At 74.3% G+C, this 19,324-nt stretch carries 15 protein-coding genes and 1 pseudogene; 11 read left to right on the top strand and 5 right to left on the bottom strand.

Going from position 1 to position 19,324, the window contains the following annotated elements:
- Positions 1-115: 115 nt before the first annotated feature.
- Both ABD353_RS15525 and ddaH read right to left on the bottom strand, forming a co-directional pair.
- Positions 116-1,525, bottom strand: a complete 1,410-nt coding sequence (locus ABD353_RS15525) for a family 2B encapsulin nanocompartment shell protein (protein ID WP_344624169.1) — start codon at positions 1,523-1,525, stop codon at positions 116-118.
- Between the two features lie 374 nt (positions 1,526-1,899).
- On the bottom strand, positions 1,900-2,724 hold the full coding sequence (gene ddaH / locus ABD353_RS15520; protein ID WP_344624180.1) for a dimethylargininase: 825 nt from the start codon (positions 2,722-2,724) through the stop codon (positions 1,900-1,902).
- 253 nt (positions 2,725-2,977) lie between these two features.
- Between ddaH and ABD353_RS15515 the strand changes: the two genes are divergently transcribed.
- Together ABD353_RS15515 and ABD353_RS15510 are read left to right on the top strand one after the other, a co-directional pair.
- Positions 2,978-4,210, top strand: coding sequence for a 4-hydroxybenzoate 3-monooxygenase (locus tag ABD353_RS15515; protein ID WP_344624168.1), 1,233 nt, complete (start codon positions 2,978-2,980; stop codon positions 4,208-4,210).
- A 52-nt stretch (positions 4,211-4,262) separates the two neighbouring features.
- Entirely contained in the window at positions 4,263-5,954 is a 1,692-nt protein-coding gene (locus ABD353_RS15510) for a methyltransferase (protein ID WP_344624167.1), read from the top strand.
- Positions 5,955-6,018: 64 nt separating this feature from the next.
- Here ABD353_RS15510 and ABD353_RS15505 read toward each other — a convergent pair whose 3' ends face one another.
- The gene (locus ABD353_RS15505; protein WP_344624166.1) at positions 6,019-6,615 is read right to left on the bottom strand and encodes an HdeD family acid-resistance protein; all 597 of its coding nucleotides are present in this window, start codon (positions 6,613-6,615) and stop codon (positions 6,019-6,021) included.
- A 190-nt stretch (positions 6,616-6,805) separates the two neighbouring features.
- Here ABD353_RS15505 and ABD353_RS15500 point away from each other — a divergent pair, with 190 nt between their 5' ends.
- A complete protein-coding gene (locus tag ABD353_RS15500) occupies positions 6,806-7,207 on the top strand; it encodes an SHOCT domain-containing protein (RefSeq protein ID WP_344624165.1) in 402 nt (133 codons plus the stop codon).
- Positions 7,208-7,363: 156 nt separating this feature from the next.
- Here ABD353_RS15500 and ABD353_RS15495 read toward each other — a convergent pair whose 3' ends face one another.
- Positions 7,364-7,564 (bottom strand): hypothetical protein, encoded by a 201-nt coding sequence (locus ABD353_RS15495; protein WP_263102957.1) that lies wholly within the window; start codon positions 7,562-7,564, stop codon positions 7,364-7,366.
- Positions 7,565-7,665: 101 nt separating this feature from the next.
- Positions 7,666-10,272, bottom strand: coding sequence for a winged helix-turn-helix domain-containing protein (locus ABD353_RS15490; RefSeq protein ID WP_344624164.1), 2,607 nt, complete (start codon positions 10,270-10,272; stop codon positions 7,666-7,668).
- A 289-nt stretch (positions 10,273-10,561) separates the two neighbouring features.
- On the opposite strand from ABD353_RS15490, the gene ABD353_RS15485 reads away from it, so the two are divergent.
- The 8 genes and pseudogenes from ABD353_RS15485 to ABD353_RS15450 all read left to right on the top strand — a co-directional run bounded on the left by ABD353_RS15485 (position 10,562) and on the right by ABD353_RS15450 (position 19,318).
- Positions 10,562-11,005, top strand: coding sequence for a DUF7144 family membrane protein (locus ABD353_RS15485; protein WP_344624163.1), 444 nt, complete (start codon positions 10,562-10,564; stop codon positions 11,003-11,005).
- A gap of 55 nt (positions 11,006-11,060) precedes the next feature.
- A complete protein-coding gene (locus tag ABD353_RS15480) occupies positions 11,061-11,483 on the top strand; it encodes a DUF6325 family protein (RefSeq protein ID WP_043176011.1) in 423 nt (140 codons plus the stop codon).
- A 40-nt stretch (positions 11,484-11,523) separates the two neighbouring features.
- Positions 11,524-11,826, top strand: coding sequence for an SHOCT domain-containing protein (locus tag ABD353_RS15475; RefSeq protein WP_030276446.1), 303 nt, complete (start codon positions 11,524-11,526; stop codon positions 11,824-11,826).
- Positions 11,827-11,857: 31 nt separating this feature from the next.
- A complete protein-coding gene (locus ABD353_RS15470; RefSeq protein WP_344624162.1) occupies positions 11,858-13,495 on the top strand; it encodes an MFS transporter in 1,638 nt (545 codons plus the stop codon).
- Positions 13,496-13,864: 369 nt separating this feature from the next.
- Positions 13,865-13,981 (top strand): annotated as a pseudogene (locus ABD353_RS15465) (helix-turn-helix domain-containing protein); the annotation flags it as partial.
- Positions 13,982-14,056: 75 nt separating this feature from the next.
- Positions 14,057-14,602: an IclR family transcriptional regulator gene (locus tag ABD353_RS15460; RefSeq protein ID WP_344624161.1), complete on the top strand. Its 546-nt coding sequence runs from the start codon at positions 14,057-14,059 to the stop codon at positions 14,600-14,602.
- A 46-nt stretch (positions 14,603-14,648) separates the two neighbouring features.
- Positions 14,649-14,975 carry a putative quinol monooxygenase gene (locus ABD353_RS15455; RefSeq protein WP_344624160.1) on the top strand — a complete coding sequence of 109 codons (327 nt, stop codon included), beginning with the start codon at positions 14,649-14,651 and terminating at the stop codon, positions 14,973-14,975.
- A gap of 212 nt (positions 14,976-15,187) precedes the next feature.
- Positions 15,188-19,318 (top strand): bifunctional nitrate reductase/sulfite reductase flavoprotein subunit alpha, encoded by a 4,131-nt coding sequence (locus ABD353_RS15450; RefSeq protein ID WP_344624159.1) that lies wholly within the window; start codon positions 15,188-15,190, stop codon positions 19,316-19,318.
- Positions 19,319-19,324: the final 6 nt, after the last annotated feature.

Here is a 19,324-nt window from a genome sequence, read left to right as displayed (position 1 = left end):
GCGGTGGTTCGGTGACGATCGGAGGGCGGACACGAGGCGGTGCCGGGCACCCGAACGGGCTGCCCGACACCGTGTCAACTCGATCTTTTACAGCCGGGTTACGGCCGTCACCCGGTCAGCCGCGGCCACCCGCGATCTCGACGTTCTCCAGCACGCCGACCGCGTCCGGCACCAGGATCGCCGCCGAGTAGTAGGCGGTGACCAGGTAGGAGATGAGGGCCTTGTCGTCGATGCCCATGAAGCGCACGGACAGGCTCGGCTGGTACTCGTCCGGGATGCCCGTCTGGTGCAGGCCGATCACGCCCTGGTTGTCCTCGCCGGTGCGCATCACCAGGATCGAGCTGGTGTGCTCCTTGGTGATCGGGATCTTGTTGCAGGGCAGGATCGGCACCCCTCGCCAGGCCGGCACCTTCTGGCCGCCCAGGTCGACGTGGTCCGGGTACAGCCCGCGGGAGTTGAGCTCCCGGCCGATCGCGGCGATGGTCTTCGGGTGGGCGAGGAAGTACTCCGAGTCGCGGCGGCGGCTCAGCAGCTCGTCCAGGTCGTCCGGGGTGGGCGGGCCGGAGTGGGTCTGGATCCGCTGGTCGAAGTCGGCGTTGTGCAGCAGGCCGAACTCCGGGTTGTTGACCAGCTCGTGCTCCTGCCGCTCGCGCAGCGCCTCGATGGTCAGCCGCAGCTGGTGCTCGATCTGGTTCATCGGCTGGTTGTAGAGGTCGGCGACCCGGGTGTGCACCTTGAGCACGGTCTGCGCGACGCTCAGCTCGTACTCGCGGGGGCGCAGCTCGTAGTCCACGAAGGCGCCGGGCAGCTGGTGCTCGCCGTGGTGGCCGGCCGACATGGCGATCTCGGCCTCGCCGCGCTCGTTCTGCCGCTGTGCGGGCAGCGAACGGAACTCGTGGATGTGCGCCTGCAGCGCGGGGGAGCCGGCCAGCACGGCCTCGAACTCGGTGCGGGAGAGCGAGAGGACCGTTCCGGCGGTGAGGGACTTCGCGGTGTACTCCCAGACGGCGTCCGGGTCGAGCAGCGCGGACTCGCCGAAGCGGTCGCCGTCGCCGATCACCCCGAGCTCGGTGTCGTCGCCGTACCGGCCGCTGCCGACCCGGCTGACCTTGCCGTGCGCGATCAGGTGGATCCGGTCGGACGGGGTGTCGCGCTCGGCCAGCACCTCGCCCGGCCCGAAGTCCCGCTGGACGCAGCGGTCGGCCAGCACGGTGAGCACGTCGACGTCCTCGAAGCCGCGCAGCAGGGCGAGTTCGCCGAGCTCCCGGGGGATCACCCGGACCTGGGAGCCGGTCTTGACGAACTCGATCCGGCCGTCGCCGACCGTGTAGGTCAGTCGGCGGTTCACCCGGTAGGCGCCACCGGCTGTCTGCACCCAGGGCAGGACCCGCAGCAGCCAGCGGGAGGTGATCTCCTGCATCTGCGGGGCGGACTTGGTGGTCGTGGCGAGATTGCGCGCGGCAGCCGTGGTGAGGCTGGACTGCTGCTGCACCTGCGGTGCCTCCGGGCTCGCGTCCACGGACATCGGCAGGGTTCTCCTTCGTATGGTGCGCCGCCTCGCGCGGGCATGGCGGAGCGTCAGATCCTGTGTCGGGAAGGGAAGGCGGCGCCAGTCGTGTGCGGTGGACCGGCGCCCGGAACGGAACACTAGATCGTCACGCACCCTTGATCCGTCCGGCTGGCCGTCAGCCACCCCATCAGGTGAAAACACCTGCAGAAAGGATTGATCGGTGATCGACACGGCCGAACGGCTGCGGACAGAACCGGGCGCGCGGATCGGGTGCGGGGCGCGCTGCCGCGGCCGGACGACGCCGGACGCGCCGGGGCCCGCCGCCGGCTCCGCGAGCCGTCCGGCGGGCCCCCGCTGCCCCGCTGCCTGCTGCTTCTCCCCGTGCGGGATCAGGCCCTCCGCAGCTCCAGGGTGCAGCACTTGACGCTGCCGCCGGCCTTCAGCAGCTCCGACAGATCGAGACCGATCGGCTCGAAGCCGCGGTCGCGCAGCTGTTCGGCGAGCGCCGTCGCGTTCTGCGGCAGCACGACGTGCCGGCCGTCCGAGGTCGCGTTGAGACCGAAGACGGCGGCGTCCTCGGCGGTGGCGACCACCGCGTCCGGGAAGAGCCGCCGCAGCACCGCCCGGCTGCCCGGGGTGAACGCCTCCGGGTAGTAGGCGACCGTCCGCTCGTCCAGCACCGCGAGGGCGGTGTCCAGGTGGTAGAAGCGCGGGTCGACCAGGGTCAGCCCGATCACCGGGCGGCCGAAGAACTCCTGCGCCTCGGCGTGCGAGCGCGGGTCGCTGCGGAAGCCGGTGCCGGCCAGCAGCAGGTCCCCGCAGAGCAGGTAGTCGCCCTCGCCCTCGTTGACGAAGCCGGCGGTCGCCACCTCGGCCAGGCCCAGGCCGAGCAGCCGCTCGCGGTAGGCGGGGGCCTCGTCCGCCCGCTCGCGGTCGCGGAACCGCGCGACCAGCGCCCGGCCGTCCAGCACCGTGGCGCCGTTGGCGGCGAAGACCATGTCCGGCAGGCCGGGCACCGGTTCGACCGTCTCCACGGTGTGCCCCAGGTCCAGGTACGTCCGGCGGAGCTGCTCCCACTGGGCGACGGCGAGCGCGGTGTCGACGGGCTTGCCCGGGTCCATCCACGGGTTGATGGAGTAGACGACGTCGAAGTGGGTGGGACGGCACATGAGGTAGTGCCGGGGCTGGGCGAGGCGCATGGTGGTGACCCCCAGGACGTGGCGGCGGGCCGCCGGGTGTGCGGCCGCGCCGCGAACGCTACGCGGGGTCCGCCGAACGGCGAGTGAACCGCGGGCGGCAGTGCAGTGACATCCGGCCACCTGGGTAAACCTTTCTCCGCCGCCCGAAACCCGTCGGCGCCCCCGGCCGTTGGAGGGATGTTCGGCGGCTCGGGGGCCGCCGGTCACCGGCTGCGGGACCGCACCTGACAGCCTGTCGGAGGAACACGTACGGGGGGAACACACCACCATGTCCGGAACCACCATGCCCGCAAGCACCGTGCCCGGGACCGCCGCGGCCGAGGACGCCGCCGAGGTCGTGATCGTCGGCGCGGGGCCGGCCGGGCTGGTCCTCGGCAACCTGCTGCTCGGCGCCGGGGTGCGGTGCACCGTCCTGGAGCGGCAGAGCCGCGCCCACGTCGAACAGCGCGCCCGGGCCGGGTTCCTGGCCGCCAACACCGTCCGGGTGCTCACCGAGAACGGCCTCGCCGACGGCCTGCTGAAGGACGGCCGGCAGCACGACACCTGCGCCTTCCGCACCGACCGCGGCGAGTTCCACCTGGACTACGGCAGCCTCGGCCGCGGCGAGGCGCACACCGTCTACCCGCAGCAGCACCTCGTCCGGGACCTGGTCGCCGAGTTCCTCGCCCGCGGCGGCGACCTGCGCTTCGAGACCCCGGTGGTCGGCATCACCGGTATCACCGGCGACCACCCCGCGGTCACCGCGCAGTCCGCGGACGGCACCCTGCACCGGCTGTCCGCCCGGTTCGTCGCCGGCGGCGACGGCCGCCACGGCACCGCCCGCACCGCCGTTCCGGCCGGGGCCGTCCGCCGCTACCGCCGCGACCACGGCGTCACCTGGCTGGCCCTGCTCGCCGCCGCCCCGCAGAGCATGGGCCCCGTCGCCTACGCCGTCCACGAGGACGGCTTCGCCGGCCACATGGCCCGCACCCCCGACATCACCCGCTACTACCTCCAGGTGCCGAGAGGCGAGTCCCCGGACGCCCGGCCGGACGCCCGGATCTGGGCCGACCTCGCCCACCGGATGCGCGCCGACCGGCACGGCCCGCTGCACGAGGGCCCGATCGTGGAACGCCGGACGGTCGAGATGACCTCCGACGTCCTCGACCCGATCCAGTACGGCCGGCTCTTCCTGGTCGGCGACGCGGCCGGCCTGATCAGCCCGGCCGCCGCCAAGGGCGCCAACCTCGCCGTCATGGAGGCGGAGATCCTCGCCCGGGGCCTGACGGCCGCGCTGCGCGGCGGCGACGAGCAGCCGCTCGCCCGCTACTCCGCCGACTGCCTGCCGCGGATATGGCGGGCGCAGGAGTTCTCGCACTGGATGATCAACCTGCTGCACGGCCCGGCCGGCAGCGACGACGACGCCGTCTTCCTGCGCGCCCTGCAGCAGGCCCGTCTGGAGAGCCTGCAGACCTCCCGCAGACACCAGGACCACTTCGCCGAGAACTACGTCGGCATCTGACGATCAGTCAATCCACACACCACGAAACCCGCTCCACGGGGGAGACAACCGCATGGGCAACCCGCCCGGCGCGGCACAGCCGCGCCTGCATCCGCACGACCTCGACCGCATCCGCCGGGCCGCCGCCTTCGTCGCGGCCAACGACACCGGCACCGTCCTCGCCGACCTGCTGCCCGGCCTGGCGCCCGCCGAACGGGACGCCGTCGCCGCGCACAGCCGCTTCACCCACGCCGCCGTCCTGGTGTTCCCGCACTCGCTCGGCGACCTGCACGCCCTGCTCCTGGCGGAAGGGCTGGAGGCGGGCCCGATCGCCCCCAGCACGGTCGTCCGCGCGCGGCTCGCCCGCCGCTACGGGCGCAGCGCCGACAGCCTGGAGGTCGGCATCCTGCGCGCCCCGGTGACCGCGGCCGACGGCAGCCCCTGCGAGATCGAGATCTTCGCGCTCGCCGTCCCGCCCGGCTCCGGCCTCGACACCCTCGCCGCCGGCGAGCGCGCCCACGACCACGAGGCGCACCTCGCGCTGGAGGTGACCACGCCCGACCCGGTCGTGCTCGCCGGGCTGCGCGCCACCCTGCTGGACCGCGGCCGCACCACCGCCGACGGCGGCGGGCACAACGCCCACGAGGACACCACCGTCCTCTACTTCCGCACCGGCGCGGAGTCGGGCCACCGGCGGCTGGAACTCAACACCTCCGGCCACCACGCGGGCGTCCTCGCCGCCCACGGCAGCACCGGCGACCGCCCTGCCGACCGGCTGCTGCACCTGATGACCGGCGCCTGGGCCACCCAGGCCGTCGCGGTCGCCGCCGAACTGCGGCTCGCCGACCACCTCGACACCGCCCCGCGGCCGACCACCGAGCGGCTCGCCGAGCTCACCGGCACCCACCCCGACCGGCTGCGGCGGCTGCTGCGCTACCTCACCGAGCTCGGCGTGTTCGCCCCCGACGGCACCGGCTCGCACCGCCCCACCGAGCCCGGACGGCTGCTGCGCACCGACGCGGACCGGTCGCTGCACCCGCTCGCCCTGCTCTACGGCGGCCCCTTCTACCGCTCCTTCGGCGCCCTCGGATACGCCGTCCGCACCGGCCGGGACGCCTTCGAACACACCTACGGCGCCCACCACTTCGCCCACTTCGCGGCTGACTCGCAGCTCGCCGACCTGTTCGACCGGTCGATGGCCGCCAGTACCCAGATGTTCGACCCGATCGCCGAACTCGTCGACTTCGGCGCCGCCCGCGTCGTGGTCGACGTCGCCGGCGGCAACGGCGCGCTGATCTCCGGGGTGCTCGCCGCCCACCCGCACCTGGAGGGCGTGCTGCTGGAGCGGCCGCACGTGGTGGAGGCCGCCCGGGAGACGCTGACGAAGGCCGGCTGCGCCGACCGCTGCCGCCTGGTGGCCGGCGACTTCACCGAGGAGGTGCCCGCCGGAGGCGACGTCTACCTGCTCTCCCGGGTGCTGCACGACTGGGACGACCGGCAGTGCCTGGCGATCCTGCGCCGGCTCGCCGAGGCGGTGCCCGAGCACGCCGAACTCCTGGTGGTGGAACGGCTGCTGCCCGCCGAGGAGGACGCCGGCCCGTCCCTCGCGGTGCCCTGGGACGTCCACATGCTGTGCAACGTCGGCGGCCGCGAGCGCACCGCCGAGCACTACGGCAGGCTGTTCGCCGAGGCCGGCTTCGAGCTCACCGGTGTCGCCGAACTCCCGCTGGACGGCGCCCTGCTGGCCGCCCGCCGGACGCGCTGACGGCACCGGGCCCGGTACGACCGGGCGGGACGGCCGTCGGTGCGCCGTCCCGCCCGGCAGTGCCTCACCGCATCTGCACCTCCGTCCGGCGCACGGCCGAGCGGAGCACGAAGGCACCGCCGATCTCGATCAGGCCGAGCAGCAGCAGCCACAGCCCGAGCAGCCTGGCCAGCGCGACGGCGGACTCGACCGGGTAGGCGAGCACCACGATGCCCGCGATCACCCCGATCGCGCCCAGGAAGACCGCGAGCCCGCGGCCCGGCATCGACTTGGTGGAGATCGCCACGAACAGCGTCACGATCCCGGCCAGCAGCCAGTAGAGGCCGACCACGATCGCCAGGAATCCGACGGTCTGCAGCTGGTGCCGCAGCACCAGCACACCGGCCACCACCGACAGCAGGGCGATCAGCACGTGCAGCACCCGGCCGCCGGTGCCGTCCTCGTGGGTGAAGGCGGTGACGAAGCGGACCGCCCCGGCCACCAGCAACTGCAGGCCGATGATGATCGCGACCACTCGGGTGGTCTCCTCGGGCCAGGCGAGCATCACGATGCCCGCCACCAGGGTCAGTACTCCGAAGGACAGCGGCCAGAGCCACGACCTGCCGAGCCCGGTCAGCAGGTCCTGCGGGTCCGTGGGGGCGGGACGGGAGGGTGCGGTCATGGTGTGCTCCCTCGTTCGGCGGAGCCGGCGCACGGGGCGCCCGGAGCCCCAGTCTCCCGCCGCCCCGGCCGGCGGAGATCACCCGCGCCGGGTGGTGCGGGCGCACCCCGCTCCGGGGACGGTTGATCCGGAGTACCCCGCCTGCCGCACCCCCCGGGGCAGGCAGGCCGCCCGAGACGGGAGACGCACGGTGAACGACTACCCGCTGCTCAACATCTTCTGGACCATGCTCTGGTTCTTCCTCTGGATCCTCTGGTTCTTCCTGTTGTTCCGGATCTTCGGTGACCTCTTCCGGGACGACTCGGTCGGCGGCTGGGGCAAGGCCGGCTGGTGCATCTTCCTGATCCTGATCCCCTTCCTCGGCGTGTTCGTCTACCTGATCGCCCGCGGCCGGGGCATGGGCGAACGCGAGATGCGGATGCGGATGCAGGCCGAGCAGGACTTCCGCTCCTACGTCCAAGAGGCCGCGGCCGGCTCCGGCCCGGCACCGTCCAGTCACGTCGACGAACTCGCCAAGCTCGCCGATCTGCAGAAGAGCGGCGCGATCACCGAAGCGGAGTACCAGCAGGCCAAGGCGAAGGTCCTGGCCTGACCGCCCGGACCCGAAGGGGCGCCGGACCGCCACTGCGGTCCGGCGCCCTCGTGCGCACCGTGCGCGCGGCGCAGGGTCCGGCAATCGCCGGACCCTGCCCTCAGTCCGCCAGCTGCCGGACTCTCCCCTCAGTCCGCCAGCTGCCGGACTCTCCCCTCAGTCCGGCAGCTGCCGGAACTCCACCACCCGCAGGCCGAGCGCCCGGAAGCGGGCCAGCAGGCCGTACAGGTGCGCCTCGTCGACCACCTGGCCGTACAGGACCGTCTGGCTGGGGACGACGTAGCTGTCGAGCTCGGGGAACCCCTCGGAGAGCATCGTCTCCGACATCGTCCCGGCGACCCGGATCTCGTAGTGCATGGGCACACGCTCCCTCGGTACCCCACGGCCTCGGACCCCCTGCTCCACCGTCCCCGGTACGGCCGGTCGGGTCATCACCCGGCCGGGGTGGGACGGCCCGCTCAGAGCAGGTGCAACTGCCGGGCCCGGCGCACCGCCTCGCCGCGGCGGGTGGCGCACAGCTTGCGGTTGATGCTCTTCAGGTGCGTCTTCACGGTGTTCACCGACAGGTGCAGGTCGGCGGCGATCTCGTCGGTCGACATCAGCTGCGCCACCCGGACGAGCACGTCGTGCTCGCGCTCGCTCAGCTGCTCCACCACCGGGGCGGGCGCCGGTGCGTCACCCGGACGGGGGAGTCCGGCGACCAGGTCCCGGGGCAGCCAGCCGTGCGCGTGGGCCAGGGCCGGGCGCTCCTGCAGCAGCCGCCGCACCCACGGGCCGGCCTCCCGGAACGGGCGGCGCAGCCGGTCCGGGCGGGCCACGGCCAGCGCCTGCGCCAGCAGCCGGTGGGCCGCCGCCGGATCCCCGAACGCCGACGCGGCCCGGGCCCGGACCAGCTGCGCCCGGACGGCGACGGCCGGCCGCACCGCGCGGGCGGGCACCGCGTCGAGCGCCGCCAGCGCGGCCCGCGGATCGTTCGCGGCCAGGTGCGCCTGCGCGGCGGCGACGGCCGGCTCCGGCCCCTCGCCGGCGGCGGACAGCACCCGCAGCGCGGCCACCGGGTCACCGGCCGCCAACTGCGCGGCGCACTGCCCGAGCGCGATCCGCTCGCGCGCCCAGGGCGAGGGCTTGTCGGCCGGCGCCGGGCGCTCCGCCGCGGCCAGCGTCAGCAGTGCGCCGCGGGCGTCCCCGGAGTTCAGCAGCAGCTTCGCCTTGAGCACCGCCAGGCCGACCACCAGCAGCGGGTCGTGGCGGGCGCCCGACCCGGCCTCGGCCCGCTCCAGCGCCGTCCGGGCGACGGCCAGGTCGTCCCGGTCGAAGGCGATCTCCGCCAGCACCAGGTGGCCGACGCCGCTGTGCGCCGAGGGCGGCAGCCCGCACCGGGCGGCCTCCGCGATCGCCTCCACGGCGTGTGCCTCCGCCCGGCCCGGTGAGCCGAGCAGCAGGTCGATCAGCGCCAGCCGCCCCAGCGACTCGTGCCGGACGGCCGCCTGGGCGCCGCCGCCCGCGGCCTCGGCCGCCGCCGCCAGTCCGGCCCGCGCCGCGTCGAACCGGCCCTCCCACAGCTGGGCGGAGCCGAGCCCGGCCAGCAGCAGGGCCTTCAGCTCCGGGTGCGCCCGCAGCCGTTCCTCCGGCACCTCGTGCTCCAGCTCGGCCGCGCTCTCCGCGGCGTTCTCCGCCATGTCCGCCGAGCCGAGCAGCCGCGCCGCCAGCACGCGCAGCACGGCGCCGCTCAGCCGCGCGGCGGCGCTGCCGGTGCCGGGCGGGGCGAGTTCGTCGGCCCGGCCGAGGTGGGCCAGCCCGCGGTCGACGTCCCACCGGGCGAGCGCCCGGGCGGCCCGGACGAGCGCCACGGCCGGCCCGTCGGCCTGCTCCGGCATGCGGGCGAACAGCGCGCCCAGCCGGGCGGCGTCCAGGCCGGCCAGCAGCTGACCGACCGCCAGGTCGTCGACCAGCCAGCCGGCCGCCGTCTCCCAGTCCCCGGCCGCCGCGGCGTGCGGCAGCGCGTCGGCGAGCCGCCCGGCGTCGTGCAGCCAGTGCGCGGCCCGCCGGTGCAGCTCCTGTTCCAGGCCCGGGTACCGGGCGCGCAGGTGCACCCGGAGGATCTCGGCGAACAGCGTGTGCTGCCGGTACCAGGCGTGCCCGAGCGGGGTGACGAAGGCGTTGGCGTGCCGCAGCTCCTCCAGGATCCGGGCGGCGTCCTGCCGGCCGGTCAGGGCGTCCGCCAGCCCGGTGTGGGTGCGCTCCAGAATGCTGGTGCGCAGCAGCAGGTCCTGGGTCTCCGCGGGTTGGGCCTGCAGCACCTCGGCGAGCAGGAAGTCCGCGACGGTGCTGTTGCCGGCCTCGAACTCGCGCAGGCAGCCCTCCGGGTCGTCGGTGTTCTCGGTGGCCAGTGCGCACAGCCGCAGGCCCGCCGCCCAGCCCTCCGTCCGGCGGGTCAGCGCCTGCACGCCCTCCTCGGAGAGGGCCAGTCCGTGCCGGGTGAGCAGGACACCGGTCTCCTCGGCGGTGAAGGCGAGGTCGGTGCCGCGGATCTCGGCGACCGCGTCGGCGGCCCGGTAGCGGTGCAGCGGCAGCAGCGGCTCGTCCCGGCTGATCAGGACCAGCCGCAGCCCGCCCGCCGCGTGCCGCAGCAGTCCGTCCAGCGCCTCGGCGACCGCCGGGGAGGTGACGTGCTCGAACTCGTCCAGCACCAGGACGACCGGGGAGCCGCGCCCGTTCAGTCCGGCGGCCAGCCGGTCCGGCAGGGCGAGGTCCACCTCGGCCGCCCGGGCGGGGCCGGCCACGTCCGCGGGGAGCGGGATGCCGCCGTGCCGCAGTGCGGCGAGCAGCTGCGCCCAGAACACCCCGGGTGCCTCGTCGCCGCGTTCCAGGGTGAGCCAGACGACCGGCCCGGGCAGGGCGGCCCGCGCCGCCCAGTCCGCGACCAGCAGGGTCTTGCCGGCCCCGGCCGGGCCGTTGACCAGGACGAGCGGCCGCTGCAGCCCCGCGGTGAGCCGTTCGGCGAGCCGTTCGCGGCGGACGAAGGTGCGGGGGACGGGCGGCGCGGCGAAACGGGCGGCCAGCACGGGGTCGCCGTTCGGAGCAACGGGGGGAGCGGGTGCCGGGGCCGGTGCGCCGACGGCGGCCGGCCGCCGATTTCCTGAGCTGTCTGGCATGGCGACCACCGGAGTCCAGGGCGCGCGCCGGGTGCACACGTCGTCCCGGCTTCAATCATCGGTACACCCCCGGGCGGCCGCAACGCACGGAGGGTGACCGCCGGGGCGGCCGGTCACCCGCGCCGGGTGGTGCGGAGCCGCCCGCTTGACCGCACCCTGATCTGGGGGACTGTCCAGGACACCCGACACGGAGGTCTCGATGGCGACCGCACCCTATCCCGCCGGAAGCTTCCGCCCGACGCCGCCGCGGGCGACGCAGCAGGGCGAGTCCATGCGGATGTTCGCCGCCGTCATGCTGGGCGTCCTCGCCCTGTTCAACGGCCTCGACGGCATCGCGGCGATCGCGCAGTCCAAGGTGTTCGTCGGCGACGCCCGCTTCGTCTTCGGCGACCTGCGCGCCTGGGGCTGGGCGATGCTCGCCCTCGCCGTCGCGCAGGGCTTCGCCGCGGCCGGCGTCCTCGCCCGCAACCAGCTCGCCCGCTGGTTCGGCGTGGCCGTCCTCGTCCTCAACGCCTTCGCCCAGATGGCCTTCATCCCGTCGTACCCGGTCTGGTCCGTGCTGGTCATCGCCATCGACGTGATCGCCCTGTACGCGCTGATCGCCTACGGCGGCCGCCCGGAGCCCGGGCCGCCGGCCCCCTGAGCCCCCACCCGCACCCGCACCCGAGGAGCCCGAAGTGACCGACGAAATCAACGAGATGGGCCCGATCGACTACGTGGTGATCGAGTTCCCCGGCAGCAAGATGACCGGGGAGGGCCTGCCGCTGCTCGTCGACCTGGTCGACCGGGGCATCGTCCGGATCATCGACCTGATGTTCATGAAGAAGGAGCTCGACGGCTCCGTCGTCGGGCTGGAGATCGCCGACATGACCGGCGACGGCGAACTCGACCTCGCGGTCTTCGAGGGTGCGGCCTCCGGCCTGCTCGGCTCGGAGGACCTCGACGAGGCCGCCGCCGCCCTGGAGCCCGGCAACTCGGCCGGCCTGATCGTCTACGAGAACCTGTGGGCCGCGCCGTTCGCCGCCGCCCTGCGCCGCGGCGGCGCCCAGCTGGTGGCGAGCGGCCGCATCCCGCTGCCGGACCTCGTCGCCGCGCTGGACGCGCTCGAGTCCGAGGAGTGACCGGCCACCCGCCGGTACCGGAAGACCGAAGGAGAGAACCATGCCCGGACTGATCCGAGGAGTCGCCCGCACCGCCGTGGTCGCGGGCACCGCCACGGCGGTGTCCAACCGCGTGTCCCGGCGGCAGGCCGGCCGGTGGGCCGATCAGGAGGCCCAGCAGGCCCCGCCCCCGCAGCAGGTGGTCTACCAGCAGGCACCGCCGCCGCCCGCGCCGCCGGCCGCCGCCCCGGTCAGCATGGACAGCAAGATCGACCAGCTCAAGGAACTCGCCACGCTCAAGGAGCAGGGCATCCTCACCGAGGCCGAGTTCGAGGCGCAGAAGGCCCGGATCCTCAACGGCTGACCGACTCGCTGTCAAACCCCCTGGAGGCGCGGTGAACCGGTGGAAGCCGCTGATCGTCCTCGGCACGGGCCAGTTCCTCATGGTGCTGGACGCGTCGGTGATGAACGTGTCGATCAGTCAGCTCGTCGAGGACTTCGACACCGAGGTCACCGCGATCCAGGGGGTCATCACCCTCTACACCCTGGTGATGGCCGCCTTCATGCTCACCGGCGGCAAGATCGGCGACATGTACGGCCGCCGCCGCACCTTCGTGATCGGCTTGGTCGTCTACGCGGTCGGCTCCGGCCTCACCGCGATCGCCCCGAAGCTGTGGGTGCTCGCGCTCGGCTGGTCCGTGATCGAGGGGCTCGGCGCCGCCCTGGTGCTGCCGGCCCTCGCGGCCCTGGTCGCCGGCGCCTACCGGGGCCGCGACCGGGCCGTCGCCTACGGCGTGATCGGCGGCCTCGCCGGCGCCGGCATCGCCGTCGGCCCGCTGCTCGGCGGCTGGGTCACCACCTACCTCACCTGGCGGCTGGTCTTCGCCGGCGAGGTCGTCCTGGTGGCCGCGATGCTCTGCCTGATCGGCTGGATCCCGGCCGAGGAACCGCCGAAGGAGCGGCCGAAGATCGACCTGGTGGCGGTCGCGCTCTCCGCGGCCGGGCTCGCCCTGGTCGTCCTCGCGGTGCTGCAGAGCAGCAGCTGGGGCTGGCTGGAGCCGCGGAACCCGCCGTTCACCGTGTTCGGCTTCTCGCCGACCCTCTTCGTGATCACCCTCGGCGGCCTGCTGCTGTTCCTCTTCGCCCGCTGGGAACTCGGCCGGGAGAGGGCGGAGAAGCCGACCCTGGTGCACCTCGGCCTGTTCCGCGTCCGGTCGCTGCGCTCCGGTCTGGTCACCCTGTTCAACCAGAACACCATCCTGCTCGGCCTGTTCTTCGTGATCCCGCTCTACCTGCAGGTGGTGCTGGGCGAGGACGCCTTCGAGACGGGCCTGCGGCTGCTGCCGGTGTCCATCACCATGCTGGTCGCCTCGATGAGCGGCTCGCTGCTGCTGCGGATCGCCTCACCGCGCACCATCGTCCGGGCCGGGTTCCTGGTGCTGCTCGCCTCCATCGTCTGGCTGCTCGCCACCATCGACCCCGAGCTGAACGACCTCTCGTTCGCCCTCGCCATGGCGGTGATGGGCCTCGGGATGGGCATGCTCGCCTCGCAGCTCGGCAACGTCGTGCAGTCCAGCGTCGGCGCCGCCGACCGCAGCGAGGCCGGCGGACTCCAGTACACCGCCCAGAACCTCGGCTCCTCGCTCGGCACCGCACTGATCGGTGCGATCCTGATCGGTGCGCTCGCCGCCTCGCTGGGCAACCTGATCAAGAACGACCCGAGGATCTCCGACGAGGTGGCCCGGCAGGCCGGCACCCGGATCGAGGCCGGCCTCACCTTCGTCCCCGCGGACGGCGTCGCCGACGCCCTGGCGCAGACCTCGATCCCGCCCGCGGAGGCGGACGCCATCGTCGACAACTACCGGGACGCCCAGATCACGGGACTCAAGGTCGCCGTCCTCGCCAGCGGCGGCATCGCCCTGATCGGCTTCCTCTGCACCACGGCGCTGCCCGCCCACGTCCGAGGCAAGGGGCCGGGCGGCGAGGAGGCGGAGGACGAGGACGGCGAGGACCGCGAGGACGTCGCGGCCTGACGGCCCGCGGGGCGCGTCCTCCCGGGAAACGCGGTGGTCGATCCAGGGGCGCGTAGGGGCACCTCCCGGCCGAAGGCCGGGGGAGAACTGCGCAGTCCGGGAGCGGTGTTCCTGGCGAACTCGGATCACCGCTGGTCCGAAAGGCCGCCCGCAGCCCGATCGCGCAGTCTCCCCCAGCCTTCGGCCGGGTGCCCCAACGCGCCCCTGCAGGGCACGCACGCGCCGTGGAAGACACGCCTCGGCGCCGGCGGCACGCACTTTCCGGCACCGCCGGAATGACCGTGCGGCGGGTTTGGGCGGCGGGCCCGGCCTCGGGCAGGCTGTAGGGCGACCGGCCCGTACGGGCCCCGCGCCGAGAGGAGCCCCGCCATCGCCGCCGCCGCACCCGGCCCGCAGTCGCTCGACCGGGCGCTCGACCTGCTGGACGCCGTCGCCGACGCACCCGGCCCGGTCGCCGCCCGCGACCTCGCCGCCCGGCTCGGCTGCTCGCTCTCCACCGTCTACACCCTGCTCGGCCCGCTCACCGCCCGCGGCCACCTCGCCCGCACCCGCGGCGGCTACGTGCTCGGCCCGCGGATCCCCGCCCTGCACCGGGCGTACCGGCGGCGGGAGCCCACCGAGCCCGACGTCCGCGACCTGCTGCTGCGGGTGGCCCGCGCGGCCGGCACCCCCGCGTACTACAGCACCTGCCGGGACGGCCGGATCGCCGTGGTCGAGAGCACCGGGCCGCCCGCGGCCGACGGCGACCCCTTCGAGGCCGGCACCGAGCCGCACGCGCACGCCACCGCCCACGGCAAGGTGCTGCTCGCCGCGCTCTCCCGACCGGCCCGCCGCCGCTACCTGGCCGAGCACGGCCTGCCGCGGTTCACCGAGCACACCATCACCGACCCCGACCGGCTGGAGGCCGAACTCGGCCTCGTCCGCCGACTCGGCCTGGCGGTCTCGGTCGGCGAGTACGACCCCGACTGGATGTGCCTGGCCGTGCCGCTGCCGCCCGCCGGCGGCGGCCCCGCCCGGGCGCTCTCCGTCTCGCTGCCCACCGCCCACCGGGCCGCCCGCGGCCGGATCGGCGACGTCCTGACCCGCGCCGCCCGGCAGTTCGGCTGAGCGGCCGTCACCACCCCACCACCACAACACCGTTGAGGAGCCAGTCGTGATCCTGATCAACGTCAAGTTCACCGCCCGCCGCGAGTACGCCGACAGCTGGATGGCGCGGGTCGACGCGTTCACCCGGGCCACCCGCGAGGAGCCGGGCAACATCTTCTTCGAGTGGTCCCGCAGCGTCGACGACCCCCAGGTGTACGTCCTGCTGGAGGCCTTCGCGGACGCCGAGGCCGGGGCCGCCCACGTGAACTCCGACCACTTCAAGGCCGCCATGGCCGAACTGCCGCAGGCCATCGCGGCCAAGCCGCAGATCATCTACGTCGAGGCGCCGGTCGACGGCTGGGGCGAGATGGCCGAACTCACCCCCGCGGAGTGACCCCGGACGGGCCTGCGTGATCCGCCCCCGGGGCCTCACACCCGGAGGTACCATCCGTGCGGCAGGCGTAACGGCCGGGGAACCCCGCACGACACCTCCGCGCAACAGGGCCTTCCTACGTTGGACACAGGTGGGAGCGTCCCACCGGGCCGGTCGGCGGGACCCCGCCACCGCGGGCGGGGCCCGGACCGGCGGCCACGAGAGGGGCAGCCGTGACGGTGCCGACGCCGCAACAGGAGACCAGCCGGGTGAGGACGGCCTGCTCGTACTGCGGGGTCGGCTGCGGCATCGTCCTCGACGTGGCCCGGGAGGCCGACGGCCGCCGGAGGGTGGTCAAGGCCTCCGGCGACCCGGCCCACCCGGCGAACGCCGGCCGGCTCTGCACCAAGGGCGCCACCCACGCCGACCTGATGGCCGCGCCCGGCCGGCTCGGCACCGCCCTCGTCCGCACCGGCCGCGGCGAGGAGCCGGCCGAGGCCGACGTGGACGCGGTCGTCGCCGCCGTCGCCGGACGGCTGCGCGCCATCGTCGACGAACACGGGCCGGACGCCCTGGCGTTCTACGTCTCGGGCCAGATGTCCCTGGAGGCGCAGTACTTGGCGAACAAGCTGGCCAAGGGCTTCGTACGGACCTCCCGGATCGAGTCCAACTCCCGCCTGTGCATGGCCAGCGCGGGCTCCGGCTACAAGCTCTCGCTCGGCGCCGACGGCCCGCCCGGCTCGTACGAGGACTTCGAGCGCGCCGACCTCTTCCTGGTCATCGGCTCCAACATGGCGGACTGCCACCCGATCCTCTTCCTGCGCATGATGGAACGGGTCAAGGCCGGCGCGAAGCTCGTCGTCGTCGACCCGCGCCGCACCGCCACCGCCGAGAAGGCCGACCTCTTCCTGCAGGTCCGCCCCGGCACCGACCTGGCGCTGCTCAACGGCCTGCTGCACCTGCTGGTCGCCGGCGGCCACATCGACGAGGCGTTCATCGCCGAGCACACCGAGGGCTGGGAGCAACTGCCCGACTTCCTCGCCGACTACCCGCCCGCCGCCGTCGCCGAGCTGACCGGCCTCGCCGAGGCCGACCTGCGGCAGGCCGCCGAGTGGATCGGCACCGCGGGGGAGTGGACGAGCTGCTGGACGATGGGCCTCAACCAGTCCACCCACGGCACCTGGAACACCAACGCCCTGGTCAACCTGCACCTGGCCACCGGCGCCATCTGCCGCCCCGGCAGCGGACCGTTCTCGCTGACCGGCCAGCCCAACGCCATGGGCGGCCGCGAGATGGGCTACATGGGCCCCGGACTGCCGGGCCAGCGCTCCGCCCTGGTCGAGGCGGAACGGGCCTTCACGGAGGACCTCTGGGGCATCGAGCGGGGCAGCCTGCGCGCCGAGGCCGGCGCCGGCACCGTGGAGATGTTCGAGCGGATGGCCGAGGGCGAGATCAAGGCCTGCTGGATCATCTGCACCAACCCGGTCGCCTCGGTGGCCAACCGGCGCACCGTCATCGAGGGCCTGGAGGCGGCCGAACTCGTCATCACCCAGGACGTGTTCGCCGAGACCGAGACCAACGCCTACGCGGACGTGGTGCTGCCCGCCACGCTCTGGGCCGAGTCCGACGGCGTCATGGTCAACTCCGAGCGCAACCTCACCCTCGTCCCGGGCGTGGTGGACGCCCCCGGCGGGGCCCGGCCCGACTGGCGGCTGATCGCCGACGTCGCCTGCGCCATGGGCTACGCCGAAGCCTTCGGCTACGCCTCCGCCGAGGAGGTCTTCGAGGAGCTCAAGCAGGCCTGGAACCCGACGACCGGCTGGGACCTGCGCGGCGTGACCTACGACCGGCTGCGGGAGGGCCCCGCGCAGTGGCCGTGCGCCCCCGGCGGCCCGGACCGCAACCCGGTGCGGTACCTCAACGACGGCGTCAGCCAGCAGCCGCTGGTCCGCGAGGACGGCTCCCGGCCGCGGCTCGCCTTCCCCACCGAGTCCGGCCGGGCCCGGTTCTACGCCCGGCCGCACCTGCCGCCCGCCGAACTGCCCGACGACGACTACCCGTTCGTGCTCAACACCGGCCGGGTGCAGCACCAGTGGCACACCCTCACCAAGACCGGCAAGGTCGCCAAGCTGAACAAGCTGAACCCGGGCCCGTTCGTGGAGATCCACCCGGTGGACGCCGCCGCGCTGCGGGCCGCCGACGGGGACCGGCTGGAGGTCGCCTCCCGGCGCGGCCGGGCCGTGCTGCCCGTGGTGGTCACCGACCGGGTGCTGCCCGGCACCTGCTTCGCGCCCTTCCACTGGAACGACATGTTCGGCGAGTACCTGGGGATCAACGCCGTCACCAACGACGCCGTCGACCCGGTCTCCTTCCAGCCCGAGTTCAAGGCCTGCGCGGTCTCGCTCACCCGGGTCGCCGCCGTCGCCGACCCGGCCCCGGCCGCCGTCGCCGCCCCCGGGCCCGCCCTCACCGCGGCCGCCGCCGAGGGCGGTACCGCGGTCGCGGCCCTCACCCGGCTCTTCGCGCTCACCGACCTGGCCGCCCCGCCCGCCTTCGCCGACCACGAACGCCGCTACCTCGCCGGGTACTTGGCGGGCCTCGGCGCCACCGCCCCGGCCGGCGCGGTGCCGGTGCTGCCGGCCGACGCGCCCTTCGACCCGGCGCACGCGCTGTGGGTGGACGGCGTGCTCGCCGGGATGTTCTCCCGCTCCGCCCTGCCCGCCCCCGGCCCCGCGCCGGCCGCCGGGCCCGCCGCCGAGGCGCCCGGCCGCCGGGTGGTCGTCCTGTACGCCTCGCAGACCGGCAACGCCGAGGAGATCGCCACCGGCGCCGCCGCCCGGCTCGCCGAGGCCGGCCGCAGCGCGACCGTCCTGCCCATGACGGACTGCGCCCCCGGCGCCCTGACCGCCGACACCGACCTGCTCGTGGTCACCAGCACCTTCGGCGACGGCGACGCCCCCGACAACGGCGCCGACTTCTGGCGGCAACTGGCCGACGGCGACGCGGCCCGCCTCCCCGACCTGCGGTACGCGGTGCTCGCCCTCGGCGACTCCAGCTACCACGACTTCTGCGGCCACGGCCCCCGCCTCGACGAGCGCCTCGCCGAACTCGGCGGCGTCCGCCTGCTGCCCCGCGTCGACTGCGAACCGGACTACGAGGAGGCCGCCGCCGGCTGGCTGGAGCAGGTGCTGACCGCGCTCACCGCGGAGCCCGCCCCGGCGCCGGCCGCCCCGCGCAGACCCACCAAGGCCGAACCGTTCACCGCCACCCTCACCGGCAACCGGCTGCTCAGCCTGCCCGGCGCCGCCAAGGAGGTCCGCCAGTTCACCTTCGACCTCGGTGCGAGCGGCGCCCTGGAGTACGAGGCCGGCGACGCGCTCGGCGTCTGGCCGGTCAACTGCCCCGAGCTGGTGGTGGAGTGGCTGGAGGCGACCGGCCAGCACCCCGACACCGAGGTCGAACTCGCCGGCGTCGGCCGGACGACGCTCTCCGAGGCGCTGCACCGGCACCTCGACCTGACCCGGATCACCACCGACCTGCTCCGCTTCGCCGCCGAGCGGACGGCCGACGGCCGACTGCTCCGCAAACTGCTCCGCCCCGACAACAAGGACGAACTGGCGAAGTGGAGTTGGGGCCGGCAGGCGATCGACCTGGTGGCCGAGCACCCGGTGAAGGCCACCTCCCAGGAGTGGGTGGACGTGCTGAAGAAGCTGCAGCCGCGGCTCTACTCGATCTCCTCCAGCCCGCTGGTCGACCCGGCGAAGGTCCAACTCACGGTCTCCGTCGTACGGTTCGACAATCCCGCCGGACGCCGCCGCAAGGGGGTGGCCTCCAGCTTCCTGGCGGACGCGGCCCCCGACACCCCGGTGCGGATCTTCGTGCAGCGCTCGCCGCACTTCCGCCCGCCCGCCGACCCGGCGGTGCCCGCCGTGATGATCGGCCCCGGCACCGGCGTCGCGCCCTTCAAGGGCTTCCTGGACGAGCGGCGGGCCCGTGGCGACCATGCCGGCAACTGGCTGTTCTTCGGCGAGCAGCGGCGCGCCACCGACTTCTACTACGAGGACGAGCTGGCCGCCCTCGGCGAGGCGGGCGTGCTCTCCCGGCTGGACCTGGCCTTCTCCCGCGACCAGCGGAACAAGGTCTACGTGCAGGACCGGATGCGCGAGCACGGCTCGCGGCTGTGGACGTGGCTGGAGGCGGGCGCCCACCTGTACGTCTGCGGCGACGCCGGCCGGATGGCCAAGGACGTCGACCGCGCCCTCCACGAGATCGTCGCCGCCCAGGGCGGGCTGAGCGAGGAGGGCGCGGCCGCGTACGTCAAGCAGCTGGCCGCGGACAAGCGCTACGTCCGCGACGTGTACTGACGGATG

This window comes from Kitasatospora arboriphila (genome assembly GCF_039528095.1).
In the GTDB taxonomy this organism is placed as follows: domain Bacteria; phylum Actinomycetota; class Actinomycetes; order Streptomycetales; family Streptomycetaceae; genus Kitasatospora; species Kitasatospora arboriphila.
The sequence above is the reverse complement of the archived record's forward strand: the minus strand, read 5'-3'. Positions and strand labels throughout refer to the sequence as shown.

Excerpts from the sequence above, each read along its gene's own strand:
- ABD353_RS15525 (WP_344624169.1), bottom strand. The coding sequence starts at position 1,525 with ATGTCCGTGGACGCGAGCCCGGAGGCACCGCAGGTGCAGCAGCAGTCC.
- ABD353_RS15515 (WP_344624168.1), top strand. The coding sequence starts at position 2,978 with ATGTCCGGAACCACCATGCCCGCAAGCACCGTGCCCGGGACCGCCGCG.
- ABD353_RS15510 (WP_344624167.1), top strand. The coding sequence starts at position 4,263 with ATGGGCAACCCGCCCGGCGCGGCACAGCCGCGCCTGCATCCGCACGAC.
- ABD353_RS15505 (WP_344624166.1), bottom strand. The coding sequence starts at position 6,615 with ATGACCGCACCCTCCCGTCCCGCCCCCACGGACCCGCAGGACCTGCTG.
- ABD353_RS15495 (WP_263102957.1), bottom strand. The coding sequence starts at position 7,564 with ATGCACTACGAGATCCGGGTCGCCGGGACGATGTCGGAGACGATGCTC.
- ABD353_RS15485 (WP_344624163.1), top strand. The coding sequence starts at position 10,562 with ATGGCGACCGCACCCTATCCCGCCGGAAGCTTCCGCCCGACGCCGCCG.
- ABD353_RS15480 (WP_043176011.1), top strand. The coding sequence starts at position 11,061 with ATGGGCCCGATCGACTACGTGGTGATCGAGTTCCCCGGCAGCAAGATG.
- ABD353_RS15475 (WP_030276446.1), top strand. The coding sequence starts at position 11,524 with ATGCCCGGACTGATCCGAGGAGTCGCCCGCACCGCCGTGGTCGCGGGC.